Source organism: Halalkalibacterium halodurans, assembly GCF_005671335.1.
Classification (GTDB): Bacteria; Bacillota; Bacilli; order Bacillales; family Bacillaceae_D; genus Halalkalibacterium; species Halalkalibacterium halodurans.
Genome location: NZ_CP040441.1, coordinates 907,118 through 927,875, shown reverse-complemented (window position 1 = coordinate 927,875; position 20,758 = coordinate 907,118). Strand labels below are relative to the sequence as shown.

Below are 20,758 nucleotides of genomic sequence, written 5' to 3'. Positions count from 1 at the left end.
AAGTGACAGTGATTCATGTACCTCCTTACATGGCTTCAATGAGTCACTTTATTTGAACTCCCTTTCCCCACCCACGGAGGGCAACTACAATGTTGCTCTCCCATTTTTATTACTTCGCTTTATCAAACCCTTGAAATGGAAGTCTTTTTTGAAATACTTTTTTCAGTTCGGGACTAACCACCACAGACTTCATCACTATACTTCATTAAAAGGTGGTACATTTTTCTTCAATTCTAAGAAACATGTCCTGTTTTGAGACATTTCTTTAATGTATGTTACAAGTTTCGACATAGAAGATATGCTATCCGACCCTTTTCTGACGGTGATCGCTCTTGGTAGAATAGGCTGACAGAAAAGAATCTGAATAAAGAAGTGGTGAATGAAAACATGTTTTCAAGTGCAGAAATTGGGATTGATTTAGGAACAGCCAATCTTCTTGTATATAGCAAAGATAAAGGAATTATTTTAAATGAACCATCAGTTGTTGCCATGAATGTGGAGACGAACGAAGTACTCGCTGTCGGACTTGAAGCGAAAAACATGGTCGGAAAAACACCTGGAAACATCGTTGCCATGCGTCCATTAAAGGATGGAGTCATCGCCGATTTTGACGTGACAGCCACAATGTTAAAACACATTATGAAACAGGTGAGCAAATCGGCTGGGCTTTCGATGCGAAAGCCTAATGTCGTGGTCTGTGCTCCTTCTGGATCGACGTCTGTAGAGCGTCGCGCGATTCTCGATGCTGTGCGGAGCTGCGGAGCGAAACAAGTGGAAATTATTGAAGAGCCTGTTGCGGCTGCCATCGGTGCAGACCTTCCAGTGGACGAGCCTGTCGCCAATGTAGTCGTTGACATTGGCGGTGGAACAACAGAAGTTGCTATCATTTCCTTTGGCGGTGTCGTCTCCTGCAATTCTGTCCGAATCGGTGGAGACAAAATCGACGAGGACATCATTCAATACATTCGAAAAAACTACAACGTGTTGATCGGTGAACGGACAGCCGAACAGGTAAAGATTGAAATCGGATACGCTCCAATTGATCACGAAGTCTTGACAATGGAAGTTCGTGGCCGGGATTTAGTGTCGGGCCTACCGAAAACGATTGAATTGAAATCAACGGAAATCCAGTATGCAATCAATGAATCATTACTGCAAATTCTTGAAGCCTTACGCGCCACCCTTGAAGATTGTCCACCTGAACTGAGCGGTGACATTGTCGACCGCGGTGTCATTTTAACTGGCGGGGGCTCGTTGATGAATGGTTTCCAAGAGTGGCTCACTGATGAAATTGACGTACCTGTTCACCTTGCACCTAGTCCGCTAGAAGCTGTTGCGATTGGAACAGGGCGCTCGTTATCCATGATCGCAAAACTACAAAAAGTGACGGTGTAATGTACGAAACTCGAGGGGCTGCTCAAAAGCAGCCCTTTCATCCATTCATCGTTAAAATCCGTCCATGATTGAGCGCTTATTCTTTATTATTTTTTTAGCCTCCTTAAGTATACTCGTCTAAGCTTTCCACTTCTTGTTCATGATCCGTTCCCTAAAAATCGCCATCCGTTGTTCGGTTTAAGACGTACCGCTTCCCCTTCTCCACTTGGAAGCTCATTCGTCCAGAGTCCAAAACATCCCCTTCTACCTCTTCACCGCTCTCGGTTATTCGCATGTTTATTCGAGTAAGCACTTCACACGTTTGCGTTTTAGTTGAGACGATTTCCACCTTGACCAGTGCTCCATTCGTCCAAGCTAAATCAACTTCATATCCTCCTCTGCCTCGTAACCCTTTCACATACCCGTCTTTCCATGAATCAGGAAGCGCCGGGAGAAACTCGAGGTAGCCTTGATGCGATTGTAAAAGCATTTCGGCGATACCAGCTGTTGCCGAAAAGTTTCCATCGATCTGAAAAGGTGGATGGGCACCGAATAAATTAGCGTATACACCACCGCGATGTTGCATCGATTCATCCTCTTTAATAAGCTTTAACATGTTTGAGAGTAACCGCTCGCAGCGATTCCCATCTTTAAATCTAGCCCATAAGCTAATTTTCCAACCTAGACTCCAGCCTGTTCCTTCGTCACCTCTAATTTCAAGGGACGTTTTGGCTGCTTCAAAAAGATTTGGCGCTGATTGCTCTGTAATGAGCCGCCCTGGGTAAATCCCGACAAGGTGGGAGACGTGACGATGATGAACATCTTCGTCTTCGAAATCGTTCGACCATTCCTGTAATTGGCCGCGCTTACCGATTTGAAGCGGCAACAGCCGTTGCTTCGCATCAGATAAGACCTTTACAAAATCTTCATCGATTGAGAGGCGTTTTGCCGCCTGAATGCAATTGTCAAAGCATTCTGCGATCAATGACAGATCCATCGTCGTCGCAGAACTAACGGCATAGCCCTTTTCTCCAATCCGGAACCGTTGCTCGGGAGAGGTCGAAGGTGAAGTGACAAGATAACCTGCTTCATTCTCAATCAACCAATCCAAACAGAATAACGCCGCCTCCTTCATAATCGGATATGCCGTATCTCGCAAATATGCTTCATCTTCGCCAAAAGTGTAATGTTCCCATAAATGTTGGGTTAACCATACACCACCCATCGGCCAAAACGCCCAGACCGGATCTCCATGACCAAAATCGCCAACTGGTGCTGTTTGTCCCCACAAATCAGCATTGTGGTGCGCCACCCATCCTCTTGCGCCATAATTTATTTCAGCTGTTTTCTTTCCGTTCGCTGCCAACCTTTCGATAAAATGAATTAACGGTTTATGCAGTTCGGCTAGGTTGCAAGTCTCCGCCGGCCAGTAATTCATCTCCGCATTAATGTTTAACGTATAGTTGCTGCTCCATGGCGCCCGTGTTTCTTCATTCCAAATCCCTTGTAAATTGGCAGGTTGGGTTCCTGGACGAGAGCTGGCGATCATTAAATACCGACCATACTGGAATAAGAGCTCCACCAACCCAAGATCACGGCTACCATATTCCTTTATTCGTTGATCGGTTGACATGTCCGCTGGGGCTATGCTCTCTCCCAAATGCAGCGAAACCCTATTAAATAGCTTCGTGTAATCTTCAAGATGACGATTAACAATCTCTTTATATCCTCTCTTACAAATCGCCTTGATTGTTTCAATTGTGCGCAAGCTAGGATCTCGTTCTAAGCAGCTCGCCCCTGTACTTGGATCAAAGGAAGTCGACGCACTAAAATATAAAGTTGCACAAGTCGCCCCCATTACGTGCAATCCGTCGGCATCTACTTTCAACGACCCACCTTCGTTGACGGCAGCAAGTCTCCCGTGAAACTTCATCCCCTGCGACATATCTGGATGTCCGTAACGTACAGGATTCTCTTCATCATAGTAACTAGGTGACACGTGCTCTGGTGCTGTGCCGGATATCGTATAGTGTTCCGCACCAACGCTCGATACATGTCTCAGCAGACTATCCAGCTTGGCCCGGAAACTGAGGAACCCCTCCTTGCTTGCGGTTAAACGAACGACGATGGCTCGGTCAGGATACGTTACAAATAGTTCACGGGTATACTGTACGCCACCAATTGTGTAAGTAACGGTGACGATCCCTGTAGATAGATCTAGCTCTCGGTGATAATGAGGAGCCACAACTTGGCCATGATCCATGAAAATGTTCAAATCGCCAAAAGGTAAATAGGATTGCGTATAAGGACCCATCATGTCCCTTGAGAGCTGATCTGCTTCTTCATACTTTTCTTGTGCGATCAGCTCTCTCACTTTCGGCAGTACCTCCTTCACCCTTGGATTATTCCAATCCTTCGGGTAGCCTGACCATAACGTGTCTTCATTTAAAGCGATACGCTCCTTCTCGACCTTTCCGAATACCATCGCCCCGAGGTTACCGTTCCCTATAGGTAGCGCTTCCGTCCAAAAACTAGCTGGAGAATCGAATTGAATCTTCATAAAGTTTTCTTCCCTCCTACGATTGTTACATAACATTTTTTAACTTCATCTTCCCAGAATCGAACGTTTGTAACCATGTCAGAATTATAGATGAGAAACCGTTACATTGACACTGCACTTTTTTGCGTTTAGTATAATAAATTCACTTTTGGAGCAGCCAAACAGTTAAACTATGTCCAATCAAATGTAACTGCTCGATTACAAAAGCTAGAAAATGAACTAGGCGTTTTGTTATTTTATCGAAAACCAAAAGGAGTCCAATTGACAGAAAAGGGCGTCCTTTTTCAACAATATGCTGATTCTATTTTACGAATGGTCGAAGAATCAATCCGAGTATTACAAGATCACGAGCAGCCCAATGGCTCCCTTCGAATTGGTGTAGTTGAAACGGTGACATGTGGTCATTTCATCCCTCTGATTGCGTCTTACCAATCAACATACAATCAAGTCGAGCTTAGCATTAAAACAGGTCAAACTCCTCAATTATTGGAGAAGGTTAAAGAATATGATTTAGACGCTACATTGGTTACAGACATACCTAGCTTCCCTTGGATCGAGATAGACGAAAGTTGGACAGAAGAGCTTGTCGTCCTATCGCACGATGAGTTTAATTTTACAACACTGCTTGATCGGAAATGGGTCGTTTCTTCATCTGGGTGTCCATTTCGAAAAAGGTTGGAGGAATGGTTGCAAGATGAGGGAGGATCACTTGAGAACTATCTTGAGATTCACTCACTTGAAATATTATTAAGTAGTGTCAAATCTGGCTTAGCGGCTACCCTCCTCCCTCGGTCCGTATTAAAAGGCGCCTACGAAGATCTTTACGCTTTTCCAATCCCTGAAAAATATCGTTACATGACGACTGCGCTTTTACGAAGAAAGGAGAAACATACAAGCTATGCCTATCAAGCCTTTTGTGAAATGGTGAATAGAGACGGATTATGAAAGAAACAGTGTTGGCAAATCCTGCTGTCATCTATGAGTAAGGCTTTACAATAATCGATCCTATTTTTTGACCAGCAAAGCATGCCGTTAGAAAAAGAATCGATAACCGGCTAATAGTAGCAGCCCAGAAATCAAGGAGGTGATGATCTGTTTCATGCTTAATTGAACCGCAAACGACGCACCCATCTCCTTCTTAACAGCCGAAAGCGTGACCGCACACGAAGAAAGAGTTGAGGCTAAATAAACAAGGACAACCAGTTCACCAGTTGAGACCGTAGACAGTAACACCCCTTCTCCTTCATTATATTGAAAAAGCCCGCCAAATGGCGAGCTGCGATGAACAACTATAAAACTAGGATCTAGTACGAACCAATGGCTGATGTTTCTGCTCATAATCTTCACGTATGATCGCATAAACCTTGAAATCTCGATGCGCCCCTTTGACATAGATGGCGCGGCGATGGGTACCCTCATAGATCAACCCCGCCTTTTCCATCACTCTTGCGGACGAAATATTTTCGGCAAAGCATTTTGCTTGGATTCGTTCGAGCTCCATATTATTGAAGCCAAATTCGACTAAGGCGTTCACCGCTTCAGTCATAATTCCTTCACCCCAATATGGTTCCGATAAGACATAGCCTAGCTCTGCCGTTTTGTCTTTTGGCTTCCACCAAACAAAATCGACCGTTCCGATCATTCGCTCGTTTCTTTTCAGCTCAATGGCCCACGGAGAGACATCTCTTTCATCGTATTTGTTTAAGGCAAACGCTAAAAACGCTTCGCTATCTTTGATGCTTTGGTGCGTTTCCCAAAGGACGTATTTGGTCACCTGTTCATTGGACGCATAGTCGTAAATGGCCGCCGCATCATCTTTATGGAACTTCCGCAGTCGTAATCGTTCAGTTTCTATCGTTGGCAAGTCTCCATAGATGTCTTCAATTTCCATGTTAACCCTCCCTTTCTATTTATTGCTTCTTTGTCAGTTCGCGTATTTCGCGCAGCACTGGCATTGCTTCGAGTTCCTCCTCGGTAACCTCTGACCATACAATTCCGGTCGGCTTTTCAATCGCTCCTACTGACTGCATAAGTCCTTCCGTTGTGGCAATCCAGTCAACGGTTACATCGTAAGCATCCCGAGGTAATTCCACGTCCACAAGCTGTACCTGATGAACAGTGGTCACGACAGGGACCGGACGATTACCGAGCTCACGTATGATCGCATACTCCCGATCAGCATAGCCCTCCCCTTTGCCGATCCGTCTTCCCGAGCGATCGACCGCGACCGACCCCATTACGATCAGATCAATTTCTGGCATCTCTGTTAATGAAATCACTTTTCCATAGGAGAGAATGTTGCGAAGGCTCACCGCTTTACGCTCCTCTCCTTCTGGCACCCACTCTGGCTTTACGAGGATAAAACCATCTTTCAGTCTTGGCGTTGGGACGAGCAACGTTTTCCCGTCCATTAACACTTGCGCTCGTAACGGTAGCTGAGGTGAGTCAGGATTTACTTTAACGACTTTTGCTTGCTTATACGCCTCAAGCTGGATTAAATGGCGGGTAGCCTGCTCTGCCCCTTTGAAGTTCGGAATACGTCCTTTTAACGGAAACGGGAAACGGCCAACCTTTTTTTCGGTCATTTCCTGCCACATTTGTTCCCGTATCGCTTGTTTATCTGTCAATCTATTCCCCTCCATTTTTTTCGTTCATATGGATTGCTTTATTCCCATCATTCTGATATGATTACTTAAACTTCATATTTTCTTATCCAGAGTGGTGGAGGGACTGGCCCTATGAAGCCCGGCAACCTCTTTTTTTAAAGAAGGTGCCAATTCCAGCAGAACATGATGTTCTGAAAGATAAGAAGCGAACGGATCGCACGTCTTCTTATCGAAGAGGTGTTTTTTCTTGTTTTAACACCTTATCTGTCGGAAAGATTACTTGTTATTGTACCGAAAACAGCAAGACAAAAAAAGAACAACTTGGAATGAGGAGGCGTTGTACATGAAAAAAATTTACGTAATCCACGAAAACGATGAATGGACGGTTCACCTATTTAAACGACTTGAGGAGCTTGGACTTCCTTATGAGGATTGGCATCTTCGTTCAGGTTCAATCAAACTTCATGAAGCACCGCCAGAAGGTGTGTTCTATAATCGAATGAGCGCCTCCTCCCATACGCGCGGACACCGTTACGCTCCTGAGTTAGCCGGCGCTGTCCTCGCTTGGCTTGAGCGCCATGGGCGGACGGTCATTAACGGTTCTCGCGCTTTGCAGCTAGAAGTAAGTAAAGTGAATCAATATATGGCGCTAGAAACGTTCGGGATCACCACTCCGAAAACGATTGTAGCTGTAGGAAAGAAAGAGCTACTTGATGCGGCAGCCTCCTTTGAAGGACAAGCCTTTATTACGAAGCATAATCGTGCAGGCAAGGGGCTTGGCGTCCAACTATTCCAACACATTTCAGCTTTAAAAGAGTATGTAGAAAGTGATGAATTTGAAGAGCCGGTCGATGGCATCACCCTTCTTCAGCAATACATTCAAGCAGCTGAACCTTACATTACACGCTGTGAATTTGTCGGCGGCGCATTTCTATATGCTGTTCGTGTCGATACATCGGAAGGATTTGAGCTATGCCCAGCCGATACGTGCTCAATCGAAAGCAAATTTTGCCCAGTAGGGGAAGAACCCACGTCCAAATTTCAAATTTGCAAAGATTTCCATGACCCAGTCATTGAAAAATATGAACAAGTGCTGAAAGCGAACGACATTCAGGTTGCCGGCATTGAATGCATCCGCGATAAAGACGGAACACTTTACACGTATGACATTAACACGAACACAAATTACAATTCGGAGGCAGAGCAACGGGTAGGACAGTACGGCATGTTAGAGGTTGCAAAGTATTTAAAGAGCCTTTTGTCATTGGAGTGAGCTCGTCGCCTATGTAGACAAATACACGTTGAGGTGGCTCTACTTGTGCCACCTCGTTGTCATTATAATTCTTCCGGTGTTTTCACCCCCAGGACAGCCATAGCATCTGCGATGACTTCGCCAGTCCTTTCAGCTAGAATAAGCCTTGCCTGCCTCACCGTTTCATCATCTGCGAGAATGACGTATTTGTGGTAGAATTGATTGAATTTTTTACTGACGGTAAGGACATAACGGGCGAGCTGATGCGGCTCTCTTGCCTCGGTCGCCTTAATGAGCACATTCGGATAGTGAATAAGCACTTTTAACAAACTCCACCCTTCATCGTTCGTCACATGCTGCCAGTCCATGTGACGGCTATCATTTAGCTTATCCCCTCTCCGAAGAATGCTCTGGATTCTCGCGTACGTATACTGAACGTAAGGACCTGTCTCCCCTTCAAAGCTCAACGCGTCCTCTAAGCGAAAGTTCACATCTAGCCGGCGATCTTGCTTTAAATCGCCGAAAATGACAGCACCAACACCTACTGCTTCTGCCACCTCGTGTAAATGTGGATGGTTTGGGTGCTTTTCCTTTATTTTTGCCTTCGCATGGGCGACAACGTCATTCAGTACATCTTCTAGCATCACCACCCGACCTCTTCGCGTTGACATCTTCTTCCCATCCAACCTGAGTAATCCGAACGAAATGTGCTCACACTGATCCGCCCATTTATAGCCCATTTTCTTTAGCACGTGGAACACTTGCTTGAAGTGAAGCGTCTGTTCCCCTCCGACGACGTACAACAATTTTTCCCCTTTTTGCACGTGATGACGATAGATCGCCGTCGCTAAATCCCTTGTCGCATAAATGGAGGTTCCGTCCGATTTCACGATCAAACATGGAGGCAAGTCAGCATCCTCTAATGGCACGACAAGAGCACCTTCACTGCACGTGAGCAGTCCTTTTTCTTGTAGTTCCTTGACGACAGGTGCCATTTGATCATTGTAAAAGCTTTCCCCTAGGACATAGTCAAATTCAACCCCTAACCTGTTATACATTCTGTCAAATTCGTTCAGGCTTTCCTTGACAAAATAAGTCCAAAGACGGTCCGCTTCTTCATCACCTTCTTCCAGCTTTTTAAACCACTCCCTTCCCTCGTCTTCCAGCGATTCGTCCTTTTCCGCCTCTTCATGAAAACGAACGTAGAGTTCCAAAAAGGAGGCGATTGGGTTTTGCTTGAGAGCAACATCCCCACCCCAACGTTGATAGGCCGCAATTTGTTTCCCAAACTGTGTTCCCCAATCCCCAAGATGATTCACACGGATCGGATCATAGCCTGTTTTTTTCAGAAGATGGTACAACGCATGTCCGATAATCGTTGAACGCAAGTGGCCAATGCCGAATGGTTTTGCGATATTAGGAGAAGACATATCGATGACGACACGTTTACCATCCCCGCTATTCGGCTGCCAATACTGATTGGATTTCATCTCCTGAAATAATTGCCCAGCCACCGTCTCGCGATGAAAAAAGAAATTCACATAGCCTCCTGTCGCTTTTGCCGTGACCTCTTTATGTTCTAAAAAGGCGGCCTCAAGTTCCGCGGCAATGAATGGAGGAGCTTTTCTTTTCGTCTTGGCTAAAGTGAAACATGGAAAAGCCAAATCCCCTAGCGTCTCTTGAGGAGGAATCTCAAGAAGACGCTCGACTTCGTCTTCCTTCAACGATAAAATGCGAGCCAGTTCTTCTGAAATCATCTGCGCTAACATCCTAACCAATCCTTTCTACAATAAAATAAAAAACCCGCCTCTTCTAAAAAGAGGCGAGCTTTTACCCGCGGTACCACTCTCGTTACTCATTTGTGAGTCACTTGATGCACATAACGGTGACAAACCGGACCTGTCTACTTTTATTCAACAGGCCATTTCATGGGTGCGTTTCCTTTCACCAGTCCAATCGGCTCCCACCATCCCGACTCGCTTTTATGACTTTCGGTAAAAGTACTCTCCCAATCTTTAACGTTCACGCGATTCAGTTATCGAGCATTTTAACAGAGCCCACGCCATCTGTCTAGTATGATCTCATCCTTATTTTTCCGTCCGCTTCTTGCCTGCTTCGGTTACGGCAAAGCTACGCGTCATTGTTTTGATAGTATCTACATGTTTGAACCGTAAAGCAGACCAATCATCGTCAATGGCTACTTGGCGCACAGGCTCAAAGCCCGCTTCGGCCAAAAGCTGTGCCACCGTCTCGCGACTGCAATTAGAGCCACGGTAGGTTTTCGATGATTTTTTCGGATAACAGAGCCAAAGAAGTCCGTTTTCCGCTAGCTTCGAGAAGATCTTCATCGTTGCTTCTTGAAGCGCTTCGTTTGTTGTGCCAAACACTTGGATGAGCGGATAAGCTTCTTCTTTCGCCTCTTTATGAACTTCTTGTGGAAAAGCTTGGATGACATCTTCATATTCTTTCGGTGCATTGAGAATCAAAACCGGTTGCTCTGTATCTTTCAACTGCAATTTTTTAATAACAGGATGAGTCAAATGATTGGCCTCCTTATGTTTGATCTATCGTTAGTCTCTCCCATGATTAAATGCTTAATTAGACGAGCTACTACTTGACGTGACGACCGCTGCTGATGTAATGGCTAATACAACGCTAGCATTGATGGCATCGACCATTTCTTTTACGGCTTTGGAGACTGGTACGTCTTTTGTCAAATGCTTTACTTGTTTTTTCACGACACGTGCTTCCTGTCGATCAAATACTTGTCGTAACAGATCACACGCATTTACGAGTGAAAGGAGGACAAGAGTCCGTTCTTGGGCCAGCTCTTTGTTTTCTTCGATTTCAGTTGGCTGCAATACGAGGACTCTCAGCTTTTCCTTCACTTGTTCTTCCATTTCTCCGTCAACCGCTGGGTACGTTCGCGTTTCAAATAAGCCGAGAATTTTTCGCTTTTCTTCCTTTAAAATCCCTTGCTCAATCAAGAGCGTTAATACATCTTGCCGCAACGTTTTTAAGTCGCGTTTTAATCTTTGTACCCAATACTTCGCATTCCGTTTACGAGGCGTTTTGTTTATGATGTGTAGTGCCTTATCGAAAATCGGTTGGCCGACCGGCTTTGGATCAACAACGACAATGTTTTTCCCTTGAAGCTCTACTTTCCCTAACAGCATAAGATCGGCAAGCACCGCACCTGCTAAACCGTATGGAAGCGCCGTACTCGCCTGATAGTGGACTTTACCTGTTTCATCATTTAATCCGATCAGTAATAATTTTTCAGCTAACGTTAGCATCATTTATTCCACCTTTATTCCGTTTAACAAACTATACGTTTTTCATCGTGAAACGGTTGCGAAAACCTGTTGGCACAACAGGTTGATTCTTTAGGACTACAACTTAAGACTTTGTTATTCGACAAATACTGAAAAGCGATACTCAATTCCTTTCAGTAATTTCTTTTTTATCTCCACGATTTTCCCATTCTTTTCGACTTTTTTCTCACATTTCCTTTTAATAATTAATTATTTTTATATAAAAAAAGTAGTTTTTTCTCATTTTTTCTACAATTAAAGGAGTTCTGCAAACATTTCTAGAATCGAAACAAAATGGCGAGCGAATGCTTGCACACTATCTTCCTATAAAGGAGTGACTTTTATTGATGATGCGAACGTTTCGAACTTTTGTTAGCTTCACCCTTATTTTACTTCTAACGCTAACAAGCTACATACCAGTGAGTCAAGCGAATGGCGAATCGCCATCTCTTGCGCCGATGGTCGGGGAGATTGATACTTCTTCCTCTGCATTAGAGACCGTCATAGTCGAAATTGAAGATCCATCGATTATTGAAGCCAAACACCAAGGACAAAAACAGTCAAAAAACGAGCTAAAACAAGCCCGTCAATCGGTAATTGAGCAAATCCAAGACTTGGTCCCGTCAAGCACGGTTACTCATGAGTATGACTTTCTATTTTCCGGATTTGCCCTTGAGCTCCCAGCTCATCAAATTCCTTCTATTTTAGGGGTTGATGGCGTTCATGCTGTCTATCCAAATATAGAATATGAGGTAGAGACTGACTTTGACGAAATTGTCATTGAAAAGGATGCCTACAGCCCTGAGATGTTAGACAGCGCTCCCTTCATCGGCGCCAATGATGCGTGGGAAGCTGGTTATACAGGTGAAGGCATTACCGTAGCCATTCTTGATACAGGTGTTGATTACACACATCCTGATTTAGTCCACGCTTTTGGTGATTACAAAGGTTGGGATTTTATCGACAACAACGATGATCCACAAGAAACATCACCAGGTGATCCGCGTGGTGCAGAAACGACACATGGCACACACGTTGCTGGAACTGTAGCCGCCAACGGTCTGATCAAAGGGGTTGCCCCTGATGCAAACCTACTAGCATATCGTGTGCTAGGACCGGGTGGGCGTGGATCAACCGCTGGGGTAATCGCCGGAATTGAGCGTGCTGTTCAAGATGGCGCAGATATTATGAATCTATCATTAGGAAATACATTAAATGATCCTGACTTCGCGACAAGCATTGCCCTCGATTGGGCGATGGCCGAAGGAGTTGTAGCGGTTACGTCGAACGGAAATAGTGGTCCGAACAACTGGACAGTAGGGTCTCCTGGTACGTCCCGCGACGCCATTTCTGTCGGTGCCACTCGCTTGCCTTATAATAAGTACAAAGCGAGTGTGTTTACATCAGATGGAATCGATTATCCGAGTGCGGATATTATGGGCTTCCCGTCAGATGAGGAACTACTTGAACTCGATGGCGAGGCGTATGAATATGCTTTTGCAGGCCTAGGCAAACCGGGTGATTTTGAAGGTGTGGACGTTGAAGGAAAAATTGCCTTAATCGTTCGCGGAGAAATACCATTTGTCGAAAAAGCAGAAAATGCAAAAGCAGCGGGCGCAGTGGGCGCGATTATTTATAACAACGTTGCAGGAGTTCAGCCAACTGTTCCTGGACTGGCGATCCCAACGATTATGCTATCAAATGAAGACGGATTAAAGATGAGAAACGAGCTTGAAAATGGTCAGAATACCGTGACGTTCTCCATCGAGTTTGATAAACTCGTCGGCGAAACTGTTGCCGATTTCTCCTCACGTGGACCTGTGATGCATACGTGGATGATTAAGCCTGACGTTTCTGCACCAGGGGTTGCGATTGTGAGTACGATTCCAACGCACCAGCCTGATGATCCGTACGGTTACGGCTCACGTCAAGGGACGAGCATGGCCTCTCCTCACGTAGCAGGTGCAGCAGCGCTTCTCCTTGAAGCTCACCCAAACTGGGGTGTTGACCACGTGAAAGCAGCACTTATGAATACAGCTGAAAACCTTGTAGACGAAAACGGCAACCGTTACCCGCACAACACACAGGGGGCCGGAAGCATCCGTATCGTTGATGCAATTGAAGCTGAAACCCTTGTCACACCTGGTAGCCATTCGTTTGGTACGTTCACGAAAGAACGCGGAAAACAAGTGGAACGGCAGCATTTCACGATTCATAACTTATCGAACAAACGAAAAACGTATCAATTCGACGTTCAATTCGCTGGAAACCCAGACGGGATTAAAGTGAAAACGAGTAAAAACCTTCGCGTACAACCAGGAAAAACACAGAAGATTAACTTTAATGTACAAGTCGACGCGCGGAAATTAGATCCTGGTTATTACGAAGGTACGATCATCGTATCTGATGGATCGCAAACAGTAGAGGTGCCAACGATCCTCTTTGTATCAGAGCCAGATTATCCTCGGGTTACAACGTTTGATTTAGACATTGATGAAAATGGTGTATTGTTTGGAAGCGCCTATTTGCCAAACGGTGCAGAGGAGTTTGGTCTTTGGATTTACACGCGCGATACGCTAGAGTACGTCACATCGGCTGCTGTCGTGCAGAACATCGGCAAAGGCTATCATGACGTCACATGGGATACGACGGAGCTTGCTCCCGGCCGCTATTATGTGTTTGCCTATGCGGAACGACTCGGGAAAACCGACTTTGTCCTAGGGGATGAAATCGTAGTAAAATAACCTGTAACGAAGAAAAAGAGCTTGGGCTTTACACCCCGAGCTCTTTTTTCGGTTGAAACATTTGTGAATATTTTTTCCCAAAAAGGGCAAGAACGATGATGCTGATTAACGCCTCAGGCAGCACGTATGAGATGTTGTACACAAATGAATAGAGGGCTACAGGCGTTCCTTCTGGAGCATACTCCCCAAACCAAACGATGCCTGACGTAAAATGACATAAAAACCGGAGAAATGAGGCAAATAACACACCGCCGATCATCGCCGCATAAAAACGTTTCCCTTCAAATGAACCTTTTACGGCAAAAAGGCTAGCCAAGCCGATCGTTAAAAATGGTAGCGGATAGTCGAGGACAAGTTGAACAGGATGGACGACGTAGCCGCCAATTAATTTGAGCAAGCCGACAATCAATCCCGTCACAATCCCCGCTTTCCAGCCACGCCGGAAGGCCATAACAACGATCGGCAGCATCACGAGTGAAATCGACCCACCATACGCCCAAAAGACGCCAATTTTTACGAAGCTGAGCACGAACGCTAAACCACTCATGATAGCGATCTCGATTAAAATAAGTAACCTTGATGAAGCCATGAAAAAACATCTCCTTCCTACCCACAAGGAGATGCCGCATTGACTGATTATCGTAAACTAGTTTTCACGAAATGCGCCACTTCCCTTCGCTAGTATGAACTAGATCAGGTTCCAAGAGTTGAGGATTCGCCTCTCTCAGTCTTTCGACACCCCTAGTGGTTATACATGTTTTATTTTCTCATTTATCCTAGCATAAGTTGAGTCGGAATGGTATTGTTTTTTCTTTCCTTGTCGACGTCTCCAACCATTTGAAATGAAAAGGAGCTGCATCAAAAGTCTATCTTTTGATGCAGCTTTTCTGATTTGTTCTAAATCGCGACTTGGCGGACGCTTTCCGCGGGCAACGCTCCAGCTTCCTCGAGAACCCCACTCTCGGCGATCTTCCGCTGTTGCTTTTCCCGCAGGAGTCGCCGCCTGTCGCTCGTTCGACCCCATTTAACGCGCGAAAGAACATACAAAAAAAGTCGACCGATTGTTTAAAATGAAGGTACCACTACCAAAATTCAAACGAAAGAAGGCGATTTTTTGTGTAGCCAAGCGGCTACTTATTAGCCGTATACCATGAATCCACTCGTGCTTCCTATGGATTTTTCCGATCTCAGTCCAGAGAACCATGTGGCACGTGTGGTGAATGTCATGTATCGAACAGTACCCAAAATCAGCGGAAAGTCTCTTTTAAACGATACACCAAGTGGATCGATCCGTAAGGTTATACATGGGATTTTAGATGATATGAGTGTGAATCATGTGAAGAATGCCGTTCAAGCTGGAGTGTACCAAGGCCCAGGGAAATCGACAGGTCACTACAACCCAGTGTACGAGGAACTGAAAGCGAAGAAGGCAGAACGCTCCACCAAAAAAAAGATGTGGAGAGGGGATTTGGTCATGTCAAACAAAACTCTCCGCTTCCGAAGGCTGCATCTTCGCGGTAAAGAAAACGTGCACATCGAGCTCAGGCTTGTGGCCCTTACTGCACAACATAAAGAAACGAGCGACGGTGGATCTTCGCTCGAATAATCAACGAAAACACATCAACACAAAAATCGGGAGAACCGCATCAAATGGTTCTCCCGATTTTATGTTTTAAGGTGCTTTTGGGACAGCAGCTTTTTACTTAAAGCTTCGCGTCTTTTTTCCAGAATCCGAGTAAGAGCGCGGTAACGATTGAACCAGCGATAATGGCTACAAGATAGAGAAGTGGATTGTTGACGATGTTACCAATAAAAATGACGAAGGCTCCGCCGTGTGGCGCTGATAAAGTTACATTAAAGAGAGCGGTCAAGCCTCCAGCGAACGCCGAACCGACGATGATGGACGGGATGACACGTCCTGGGTCAGCGGCTGCAAATGGAATCGCCCCTTCAGTAATGAACGATGCACCGAGAATGTAGTTTGTTTTCCCTGCTTCACGCTCTTGTTTCGTGAATTTCTTCTTGAATAATGTTGTCGCAAGGGCAATCCCTAACGGTGGCACCATTCCACCTGCCATAACAGCTGCATGTGGACCGAAGTTTCCGGCGTCAATCATCGCAATTCCAAACGTGAAGGCCGCTTTGTTGATTGGTCCACCCATATCAACTGCCATCATACCACCTATGATAATTCCGAGAATCACCATGTTAGCTGTTCCCATTGAGCCGAGCCAATCTTGAAGACCAGTGTTAAAGGCAGCTAGAGGCCCAACAATGACAAGCATGATCATACCAGTAATAAAAATATTAAAGACCGGGTAGAACAAGATCGTTTTAATTCCATCAAGTGTTTGCGGAAGGTTAGCCAATACTTTTTTCACACCGAGAGCAACATAACCTGCTAAGAAACCGGCAATCAACCCACCTAAGAATCCAGCTTCACCTGTTGACGCAATCAATCCACCGATCATACCTGCGGCAAATCCAGGACGATCCGCAATACTCATGGCGATGAAAGCCGCAAGAACTGGAATCATAAGACCGAACGCATTTCCGCCACCGATCGTCATTAACATTTCCGCAAATGGATGGTAGGATGGATCACTCGGATCAAATGCTTTGATCCCGAACATAAAGGAAATCGCAATTAAAATACCACCACCAACAACGAACGGAAGCATGTTGGAAACACCGTTCATTAAGTGTTTGTAAAACCCGAGCTTCGGACGTCCTCCACCTGCAGAACCGTCTTCTCCACTTGCTTGAGCTCCGCCTTCATAGACAGGCGCTTTCCCTGCTAACGCTTGGTCAATTAATTCTTTTGGCCTACGAATACCGTCGGTGACAGGAACTTGGATCACAGGCTTACCGTGGAAGCGATCCATCTCCACCTTCGTATCCGCCGCAACGATAATCGCTTTTGCTGCGCTAATTTCCTCATCTGTGAGACGATTCTTTACACCACCTGAGCCGTTTGTTTCTACTTTGATCGATACCCCTAGCTCCTGTGCTTTTGATTTTAAGTTGTCGGCTGCCATATACGTATGGGCAATACCAGTCGGGCAGCCTGTAACCGCTAATAGCTCATAGCCTTCCTGTTTCTCCTCAGCCTCTCCAGCTGTTTCTGCTTCTTTTTTATCAATTGCTGCTAAAATCTCGTCCTCTGATTGCGCTTTCATTAAGGTGCTACGGAAGGATTCATCCATCAAGAAAGTCGATAGTCTTGATAGGGTTTCAAGGTGCTCGTTGTTCGCCCCTTCGCTCGCGGCAATCATGAAGAACAAGTGACTTGGCTGTCCGTCTAATGATTCATAATCAATCCCTGCATCTGAGCGTCCAAACGCAATCGCCGGCTGTTTCACCGCTGCCGTCTTGGCATGAGGGATCGCAATCCCTTCCCCGACACCTGTTGTGCTTTGTGATTCACGCTCAAGAATCGCTCGTTTGAATGCTTGTGCATCGTTGAGCCGTCCCGCTTTATCAAGCGTACGGACGAGCTCATCAATGACGGCTTCTTTAGAGGCAGCTCGTAAATTGAGTACCATTGTGTCTTTTTTTAGAAGCTCTGAAATTTTTAACATCGTAATCACCCTTCCTTTTTTATCGTTCGTTGAAGTTGCTGTTGCAGCCGTTCGACTTCCTCTCTTGTACAAAACCCATCGGAGAATGCTGTCGCACTACCAGCAGCAACTGCGAATGGCACTGCATCTTCAAGGGACTTTCCCTCTTGTAATGCTGCCAAAAATCCCGCCACGACCGAATCACCGGCCCCGACCGAATTTCGCACCTCCCCAGACGGAACGTTCACATGAAACATCCCTTCCGCTGAGGCAAACAATGCCCCATCCCCTGCAAATGACACGAGAATGGATTCGATGCCTTCACCGATGAGTCGCTGAACATGGGGGATGGCATCCTCAATCGAAGCAATTGGCTTTGAAACGAGTTCTGAAAGCTCATGATGATTGGGCTTTATGAACGAAGGCTTTGCTGCCAATACTTCGTGTAATGCCTCTCCACTCGTATCCACAGCCACAAAAGCGCCTCGCTCTTTGGCAATTTGTGTCATCGAGCGGTAAATTGTCTGTGGCATCGCTTGTGGGACACTACCAGCAAGAACGAGCACATCCCCTTTTTCTAATTCTGTTAGCTGCTCAAGCAAAGCTTGAACATGTTCTTTCTTAATCAGGGGAGCGGTGCCATTTAATTCTGTTTCCTGCTTACCCTTGATCTTGACGTTAATTCTTGTATCGCCTTCCACCTCAATAAAGGAGAGACCAATCTCTTCTTTTTCGAGGGCGTTTCTTACATAAGCTCCTGTAAACCCACCTAAAAATCCAATTGCCTTTGTCTCATGTCCGAGACGCTTCAATACGCGGGAGACATTGATGCCTTTACCACCAGGCTGTTTCCTATCACGCTCTGAACGGTTGACGACTCCTTGCTCAAAGTTTTCCACTTGGACGATGTAATCAATTGAGGGGTTTAACGTCACTGTATAAATCATAGCGTCACCACCTTCACTGCTGTCTGAGTTTCGTATGCTTGAATGACTTGCTGCTCCACATGGCTGCTCGTCACAATCGTAGCAGCATGAATCGGCGCAACGGTTGAAAATGTCGTTTCTCCAAATTTTGAATGGTCGACCAACATAAAGGCTTCTCGCGAAAGGGAAAGGGCTGTTTCTTTCACATATGCTTCTTGAGGGTCCGGTGTTGTGAAGCCATCCTCTAAATGGACTCCATTAATGCCAAGGAACGCTTTATCAAATCGAAACGTCTGCAAGCTTTGAATCGCATGGCGTCCTACAAATGCCCGTGTTCCTTGCTTCACCGTCCCGCCAATAACGTACGTTTCCACCCCTGCCTCAAGCAGTGCGGAGATGCTGTCAAGTCCATTCGTGACAACAACTATTTTTTTATTTTTAATAAAAGGAATTAATTCATACGTTGTCGTTCCTGCGTCAAGAAACAGACAATCGCCATCCTCTACGAAGCTTGCAGCTAATTCCGCAATCTTCTTTTTTTCGTGATTGTTTTTGACTGTTTTTTCAGCCATGGTAGGTTCTTCACGGCGCTTCTTTAGGACGGAAGCCCCGCCATGAATACGCTTTAATTTTTTCTGTTTTTCTAGCTCGGTCAAATCACGACGAATCGTAGACTCTGACGCATTCGTATATTCGACAAGGTCATGAATCGTTACAACTTCTTTTTCTTGTACTAGTTTTACAATTTGTTCATGACGTTCGATCGTTAACATAGGACACACCTCATACGACTTCTTATTTAGAGTATACAATCACTTTCGGTCAAAATCAATCAAAAATAATCAAATTCGACAAAATTCTTTCAAACCAAAAAAGCCCACCCTTTTTCAGAGTGAACCCATTTCCCCTTTGGCATACGATAATCGTAAATCGAAATGCGTCCTCACAGGCTTTTCTCCCCTTTCGTTCAAAAACAATCAGAAACAATCAGGCCACCCCGAGGTGGAGCGGCCTGAATCGATTAATAGAGCTTTCCGTGCTTATAGAGCAAGCTCGTTAGCCGTTCAAGGGCTAGCGTAAAGCACGTAAAACGCAGCGTATGCCCGACCGAGGAAAAATAGCGCTCATAGACGGATTTTAGCGTTTCCTTCATCTGCGTTCCCATTTCATCTAAAATATCATCCTCAGAATAAAGCTCCGTAATCCGGCTCTGCTTCCATTCAAGGTAAGAGACGATGACCCCACCGGCATTGGCAAGAATATCAGGGATGACCACTGTGCCCGCTGCTTCGAAATAGTCATCAGCCTCTGTCGAAATCGGGGCATTCGCTCCTTCCACTAGGACGCGGGCGTTCACTTGCTTCATATTTCGTTCATGAATTTGGTTTTCAATCGCCGCTAAAATGAGCACGTCCGTCTCACACGTAAGAACGGCATCCACTGGTAAAACCGATGCTTCCACCCCAGCTGCCGCTAGCTCTTCACTGTTTTTCGGTAAATCCTTACCGCCGATCGTATAAGCTGCCAAGGCACGAACATCGAGCCCCTTCTCATTGTAAAGCGTCGTATACCGATCGGAGACAGCCACAACCCGGTGGGCGATTTCTGAACATTGATAGGCTTCGAGGGCTGCCACGCTCCCCACATTCCCGAATCCTTGCACCGCCACACGAATTGGATCGCTATTATCGGCTTGTTGCTTTAGATTTGATATGGTCTCCCACTGCTTCGTTCGGTTGATTCCGTTACCAGAGACATGTTCATCGTACCATTGACTTAAGAGCCAAATATAGCTTAAAAAAGTTCCTTTTCCGGTGGCTTCTCGCCTGCCACGTGCCCCTCCATTTTCAACACTTTTGCCTGTAAATGAACCGAGATACGCTTGACCTGGGTGAATCGTTTTAAATTCTCCAACCATCCAATCAATAACTTGCTCATTTGTTCCGAGGTCAGGGGCTGGAATGTCATGGTTCGGCCCCAGGTCTCTTGCGAAGCGCTGTACATATTTTTTACTAATCAGGTTTAATTCCTTTTCCGAGTATTTTCTCGGGTCTACATGGACGCCACCTTTTGCACCACCAAAAGGTAAACGGTGGAGCGCATTTTTCAGTGTCATGAGAATCGCTAAATTTTCTACTTCTTCCTCAGAGACAAACTCGCTAAAGCGGATGCCCCCTTTATAAAAGCCGCTAATGTTGTTATGCTGGACCCGGTAGGCTGGAATCCGCATGATTCCATGTTCTGTAGAGACCCGTATGTAGCTCTTAATGATTTTGTCCGTTGTCGTTAAAATTTCTTGCGCCGATAAGACGATTCGCTTTCGCTTCTCATCATCTTCAATGCCGAGGAATCCTTCCTTCTCCGAAAGCTCGGTCATTACGTTTTCCATAAGTTTCGCTGTTTCTTTACGATCCATCTGTCG

At 45.6% G+C, this 20,758-nt stretch carries 16 protein-coding genes, 2 pseudogenes, 2 riboswitches and 1 other annotated feature; of the genes and pseudogenes, 6 read left to right on the top strand and 12 right to left on the bottom strand.

Going from position 1 to position 20,758, the window contains the following annotated elements; translation table 11 throughout:
- Positions 1–387 precede the first annotated feature (387 nt).
- The gene (gene mreBH / locus FED51_RS04475; protein WP_010897016.1) at positions 388–1,395 is read left to right on the top strand and encodes a rod-share determining protein MreBH; all 1,008 of its coding nucleotides are present in this window, start codon (positions 388–390) and stop codon (positions 1,393–1,395) included.
- Positions 1,396–1,546: 151 nt separating this feature from the next.
- Here mreBH and FED51_RS04470 read toward each other — a convergent pair whose 3' ends face one another.
- Positions 1,547–3,934 (bottom strand): glycoside hydrolase family 95 protein, encoded by a 2,388-nt coding sequence (locus tag FED51_RS04470; protein WP_138090316.1) that lies wholly within the window; start codon positions 3,932–3,934, stop codon positions 1,547–1,549.
- A 165-nt stretch (positions 3,935–4,099) separates the two neighbouring features.
- Here FED51_RS04470 and FED51_RS21530 point away from each other — a divergent pair.
- Together FED51_RS21530 and FED51_RS04465 are read left to right on the top strand one after the other, a co-directional pair.
- A pseudogene (locus tag FED51_RS21530) lies at positions 4,100–4,198 on the top strand (helix-turn-helix domain-containing protein); the annotation flags it as partial.
- A gap of 48 nt (positions 4,199–4,246) precedes the next feature.
- On the top strand, positions 4,247–4,879 hold the full coding sequence (locus FED51_RS04465) for a LysR substrate-binding domain-containing protein (RefSeq protein WP_233443906.1): 633 nt from the start codon (positions 4,247–4,249) through the stop codon (positions 4,877–4,879).
- 87 nt (positions 4,880–4,966) lie between these two features.
- Here FED51_RS04465 and FED51_RS04460 read toward each other — a convergent pair whose 3' ends face one another.
- The 3 genes from FED51_RS04460 to FED51_RS04450 form a co-directional block, all read right to left on the bottom strand.
- Complete coding sequence (locus FED51_RS04460) at positions 4,967–5,167, bottom strand: hypothetical protein (protein WP_138090314.1); 201 nt, start codon at positions 5,165–5,167, stop codon at positions 4,967–4,969.
- 64 nt (positions 5,168–5,231) lie between these two features.
- Positions 5,232–5,825 carry a GNAT family N-acetyltransferase gene (locus FED51_RS04455; protein WP_053432547.1) on the bottom strand — a complete coding sequence of 198 codons (594 nt, stop codon included), beginning with the start codon at positions 5,823–5,825 and terminating at the stop codon, positions 5,232–5,234.
- A gap of 19 nt (positions 5,826–5,844) precedes the next feature.
- Complete coding sequence (locus FED51_RS04450) at positions 5,845–6,561, bottom strand: 5-formyltetrahydrofolate cyclo-ligase (protein ID WP_134230244.1); 717 nt, start codon at positions 6,559–6,561, stop codon at positions 5,845–5,847.
- Between the two features lie 79 nt (positions 6,562–6,640).
- Positions 6,641–6,745: riboswitch (SAM riboswitch) on the top strand.
- Positions 6,746–6,883: 138 nt separating this feature from the next.
- Between FED51_RS04450 and FED51_RS04445 the strand changes: the two genes are divergently transcribed.
- Positions 6,884–7,813, top strand: coding sequence for an ATP-grasp domain-containing protein (locus tag FED51_RS04445; RefSeq protein WP_053432545.1), 930 nt, complete (start codon positions 6,884–6,886; stop codon positions 7,811–7,813).
- 62 nt (positions 7,814–7,875) lie between these two features.
- Here FED51_RS04445 and argS read toward each other — a convergent pair whose 3' ends face one another.
- From argS to FED51_RS04430, 3 genes are all read right to left on the bottom strand, one after another.
- A complete protein-coding gene (gene argS, locus FED51_RS04440; protein WP_053432544.1) occupies positions 7,876–9,561 on the bottom strand; it encodes an arginine--tRNA ligase in 1,686 nt (561 codons plus the stop codon).
- Between the two features lie 46 nt (positions 9,562–9,607).
- Positions 9,608–9,817 (bottom strand) — a binding site (T-box leader).
- A 62-nt stretch (positions 9,818–9,879) separates the two neighbouring features.
- Complete coding sequence (locus FED51_RS04435) at positions 9,880–10,332, bottom strand: DUF3052 family protein (protein ID WP_010897006.1); 453 nt, start codon at positions 10,330–10,332, stop codon at positions 9,880–9,882.
- A 54-nt stretch (positions 10,333–10,386) separates the two neighbouring features.
- The gene (locus FED51_RS04430; RefSeq protein WP_083445683.1) at positions 10,387–11,091 is read right to left on the bottom strand and encodes a GOLPH3/VPS74 family protein; all 705 of its coding nucleotides are present in this window, start codon (positions 11,089–11,091) and stop codon (positions 10,387–10,389) included.
- A 362-nt stretch (positions 11,092–11,453) separates the two neighbouring features.
- Here FED51_RS04430 and FED51_RS04425 point away from each other — a divergent pair, with 362 nt between their 5' ends.
- Positions 11,454–13,850 carry a S8 family serine peptidase gene (locus FED51_RS04425; protein ID WP_053432543.1) on the top strand — a complete coding sequence of 799 codons (2,397 nt, stop codon included), beginning with the start codon at positions 11,454–11,456 and terminating at the stop codon, positions 13,848–13,850.
- A gap of 28 nt (positions 13,851–13,878) precedes the next feature.
- On the opposite strand, the gene thiT is transcribed toward FED51_RS04425, so the two are convergent.
- Positions 13,879–14,439, bottom strand: a complete 561-nt coding sequence (gene thiT, locus FED51_RS04420) for an energy-coupled thiamine transporter ThiT (RefSeq protein ID WP_010897003.1) — start codon at positions 14,437–14,439, stop codon at positions 13,879–13,881.
- Positions 14,440–14,503: 64 nt separating this feature from the next.
- Positions 14,504–14,603, bottom strand: a riboswitch (TPP riboswitch).
- A 492-nt stretch (positions 14,604–15,095) separates the two neighbouring features.
- On the opposite strand from thiT, the pseudogene FED51_RS04415 reads away from it, so the two are divergent.
- A pseudogene (locus FED51_RS04415) lies at positions 15,096–15,600 on the top strand (transposase); the annotation flags it as partial.
- On the opposite strand, the gene FED51_RS04410 reads toward FED51_RS04415, so the two are convergent.
- From FED51_RS04410 to FED51_RS04395, 4 genes are all read right to left on the bottom strand, one after another.
- Positions 15,554–17,431 (bottom strand): PTS fructose transporter subunit IIABC, encoded by a 1,878-nt coding sequence (locus FED51_RS04410; RefSeq protein WP_053432541.1) that lies wholly within the window; start codon positions 17,429–17,431, stop codon positions 15,554–15,556. The pseudogene FED51_RS04415 and the gene FED51_RS04410 overlap by 47 nt on opposite strands.
- Before the next feature lie 5 nt (positions 17,432–17,436).
- On the bottom strand, positions 17,437–18,357 hold the full coding sequence (pfkB, locus tag FED51_RS04405; RefSeq protein WP_053432540.1) for a 1-phosphofructokinase: 921 nt from the start codon (positions 18,355–18,357) through the stop codon (positions 17,437–17,439).
- Entirely contained in the window at positions 18,354–19,109 is a 756-nt protein-coding gene (locus FED51_RS04400) for a DeoR/GlpR family DNA-binding transcription regulator (RefSeq protein WP_053432539.1), read from the bottom strand. Before FED51_RS04400 ends, pfkB begins: the two co-directional genes overlap by 4 nt.
- A gap of 248 nt (positions 19,110–19,357) precedes the next feature.
- Entirely contained in the window at positions 19,358–20,752 is a 1,395-nt protein-coding gene (locus FED51_RS04395) for a Glu/Leu/Phe/Val family dehydrogenase (protein WP_010896997.1), read from the bottom strand.
- Between the last annotated feature and the right edge of the window lie 6 nt (positions 20,753–20,758).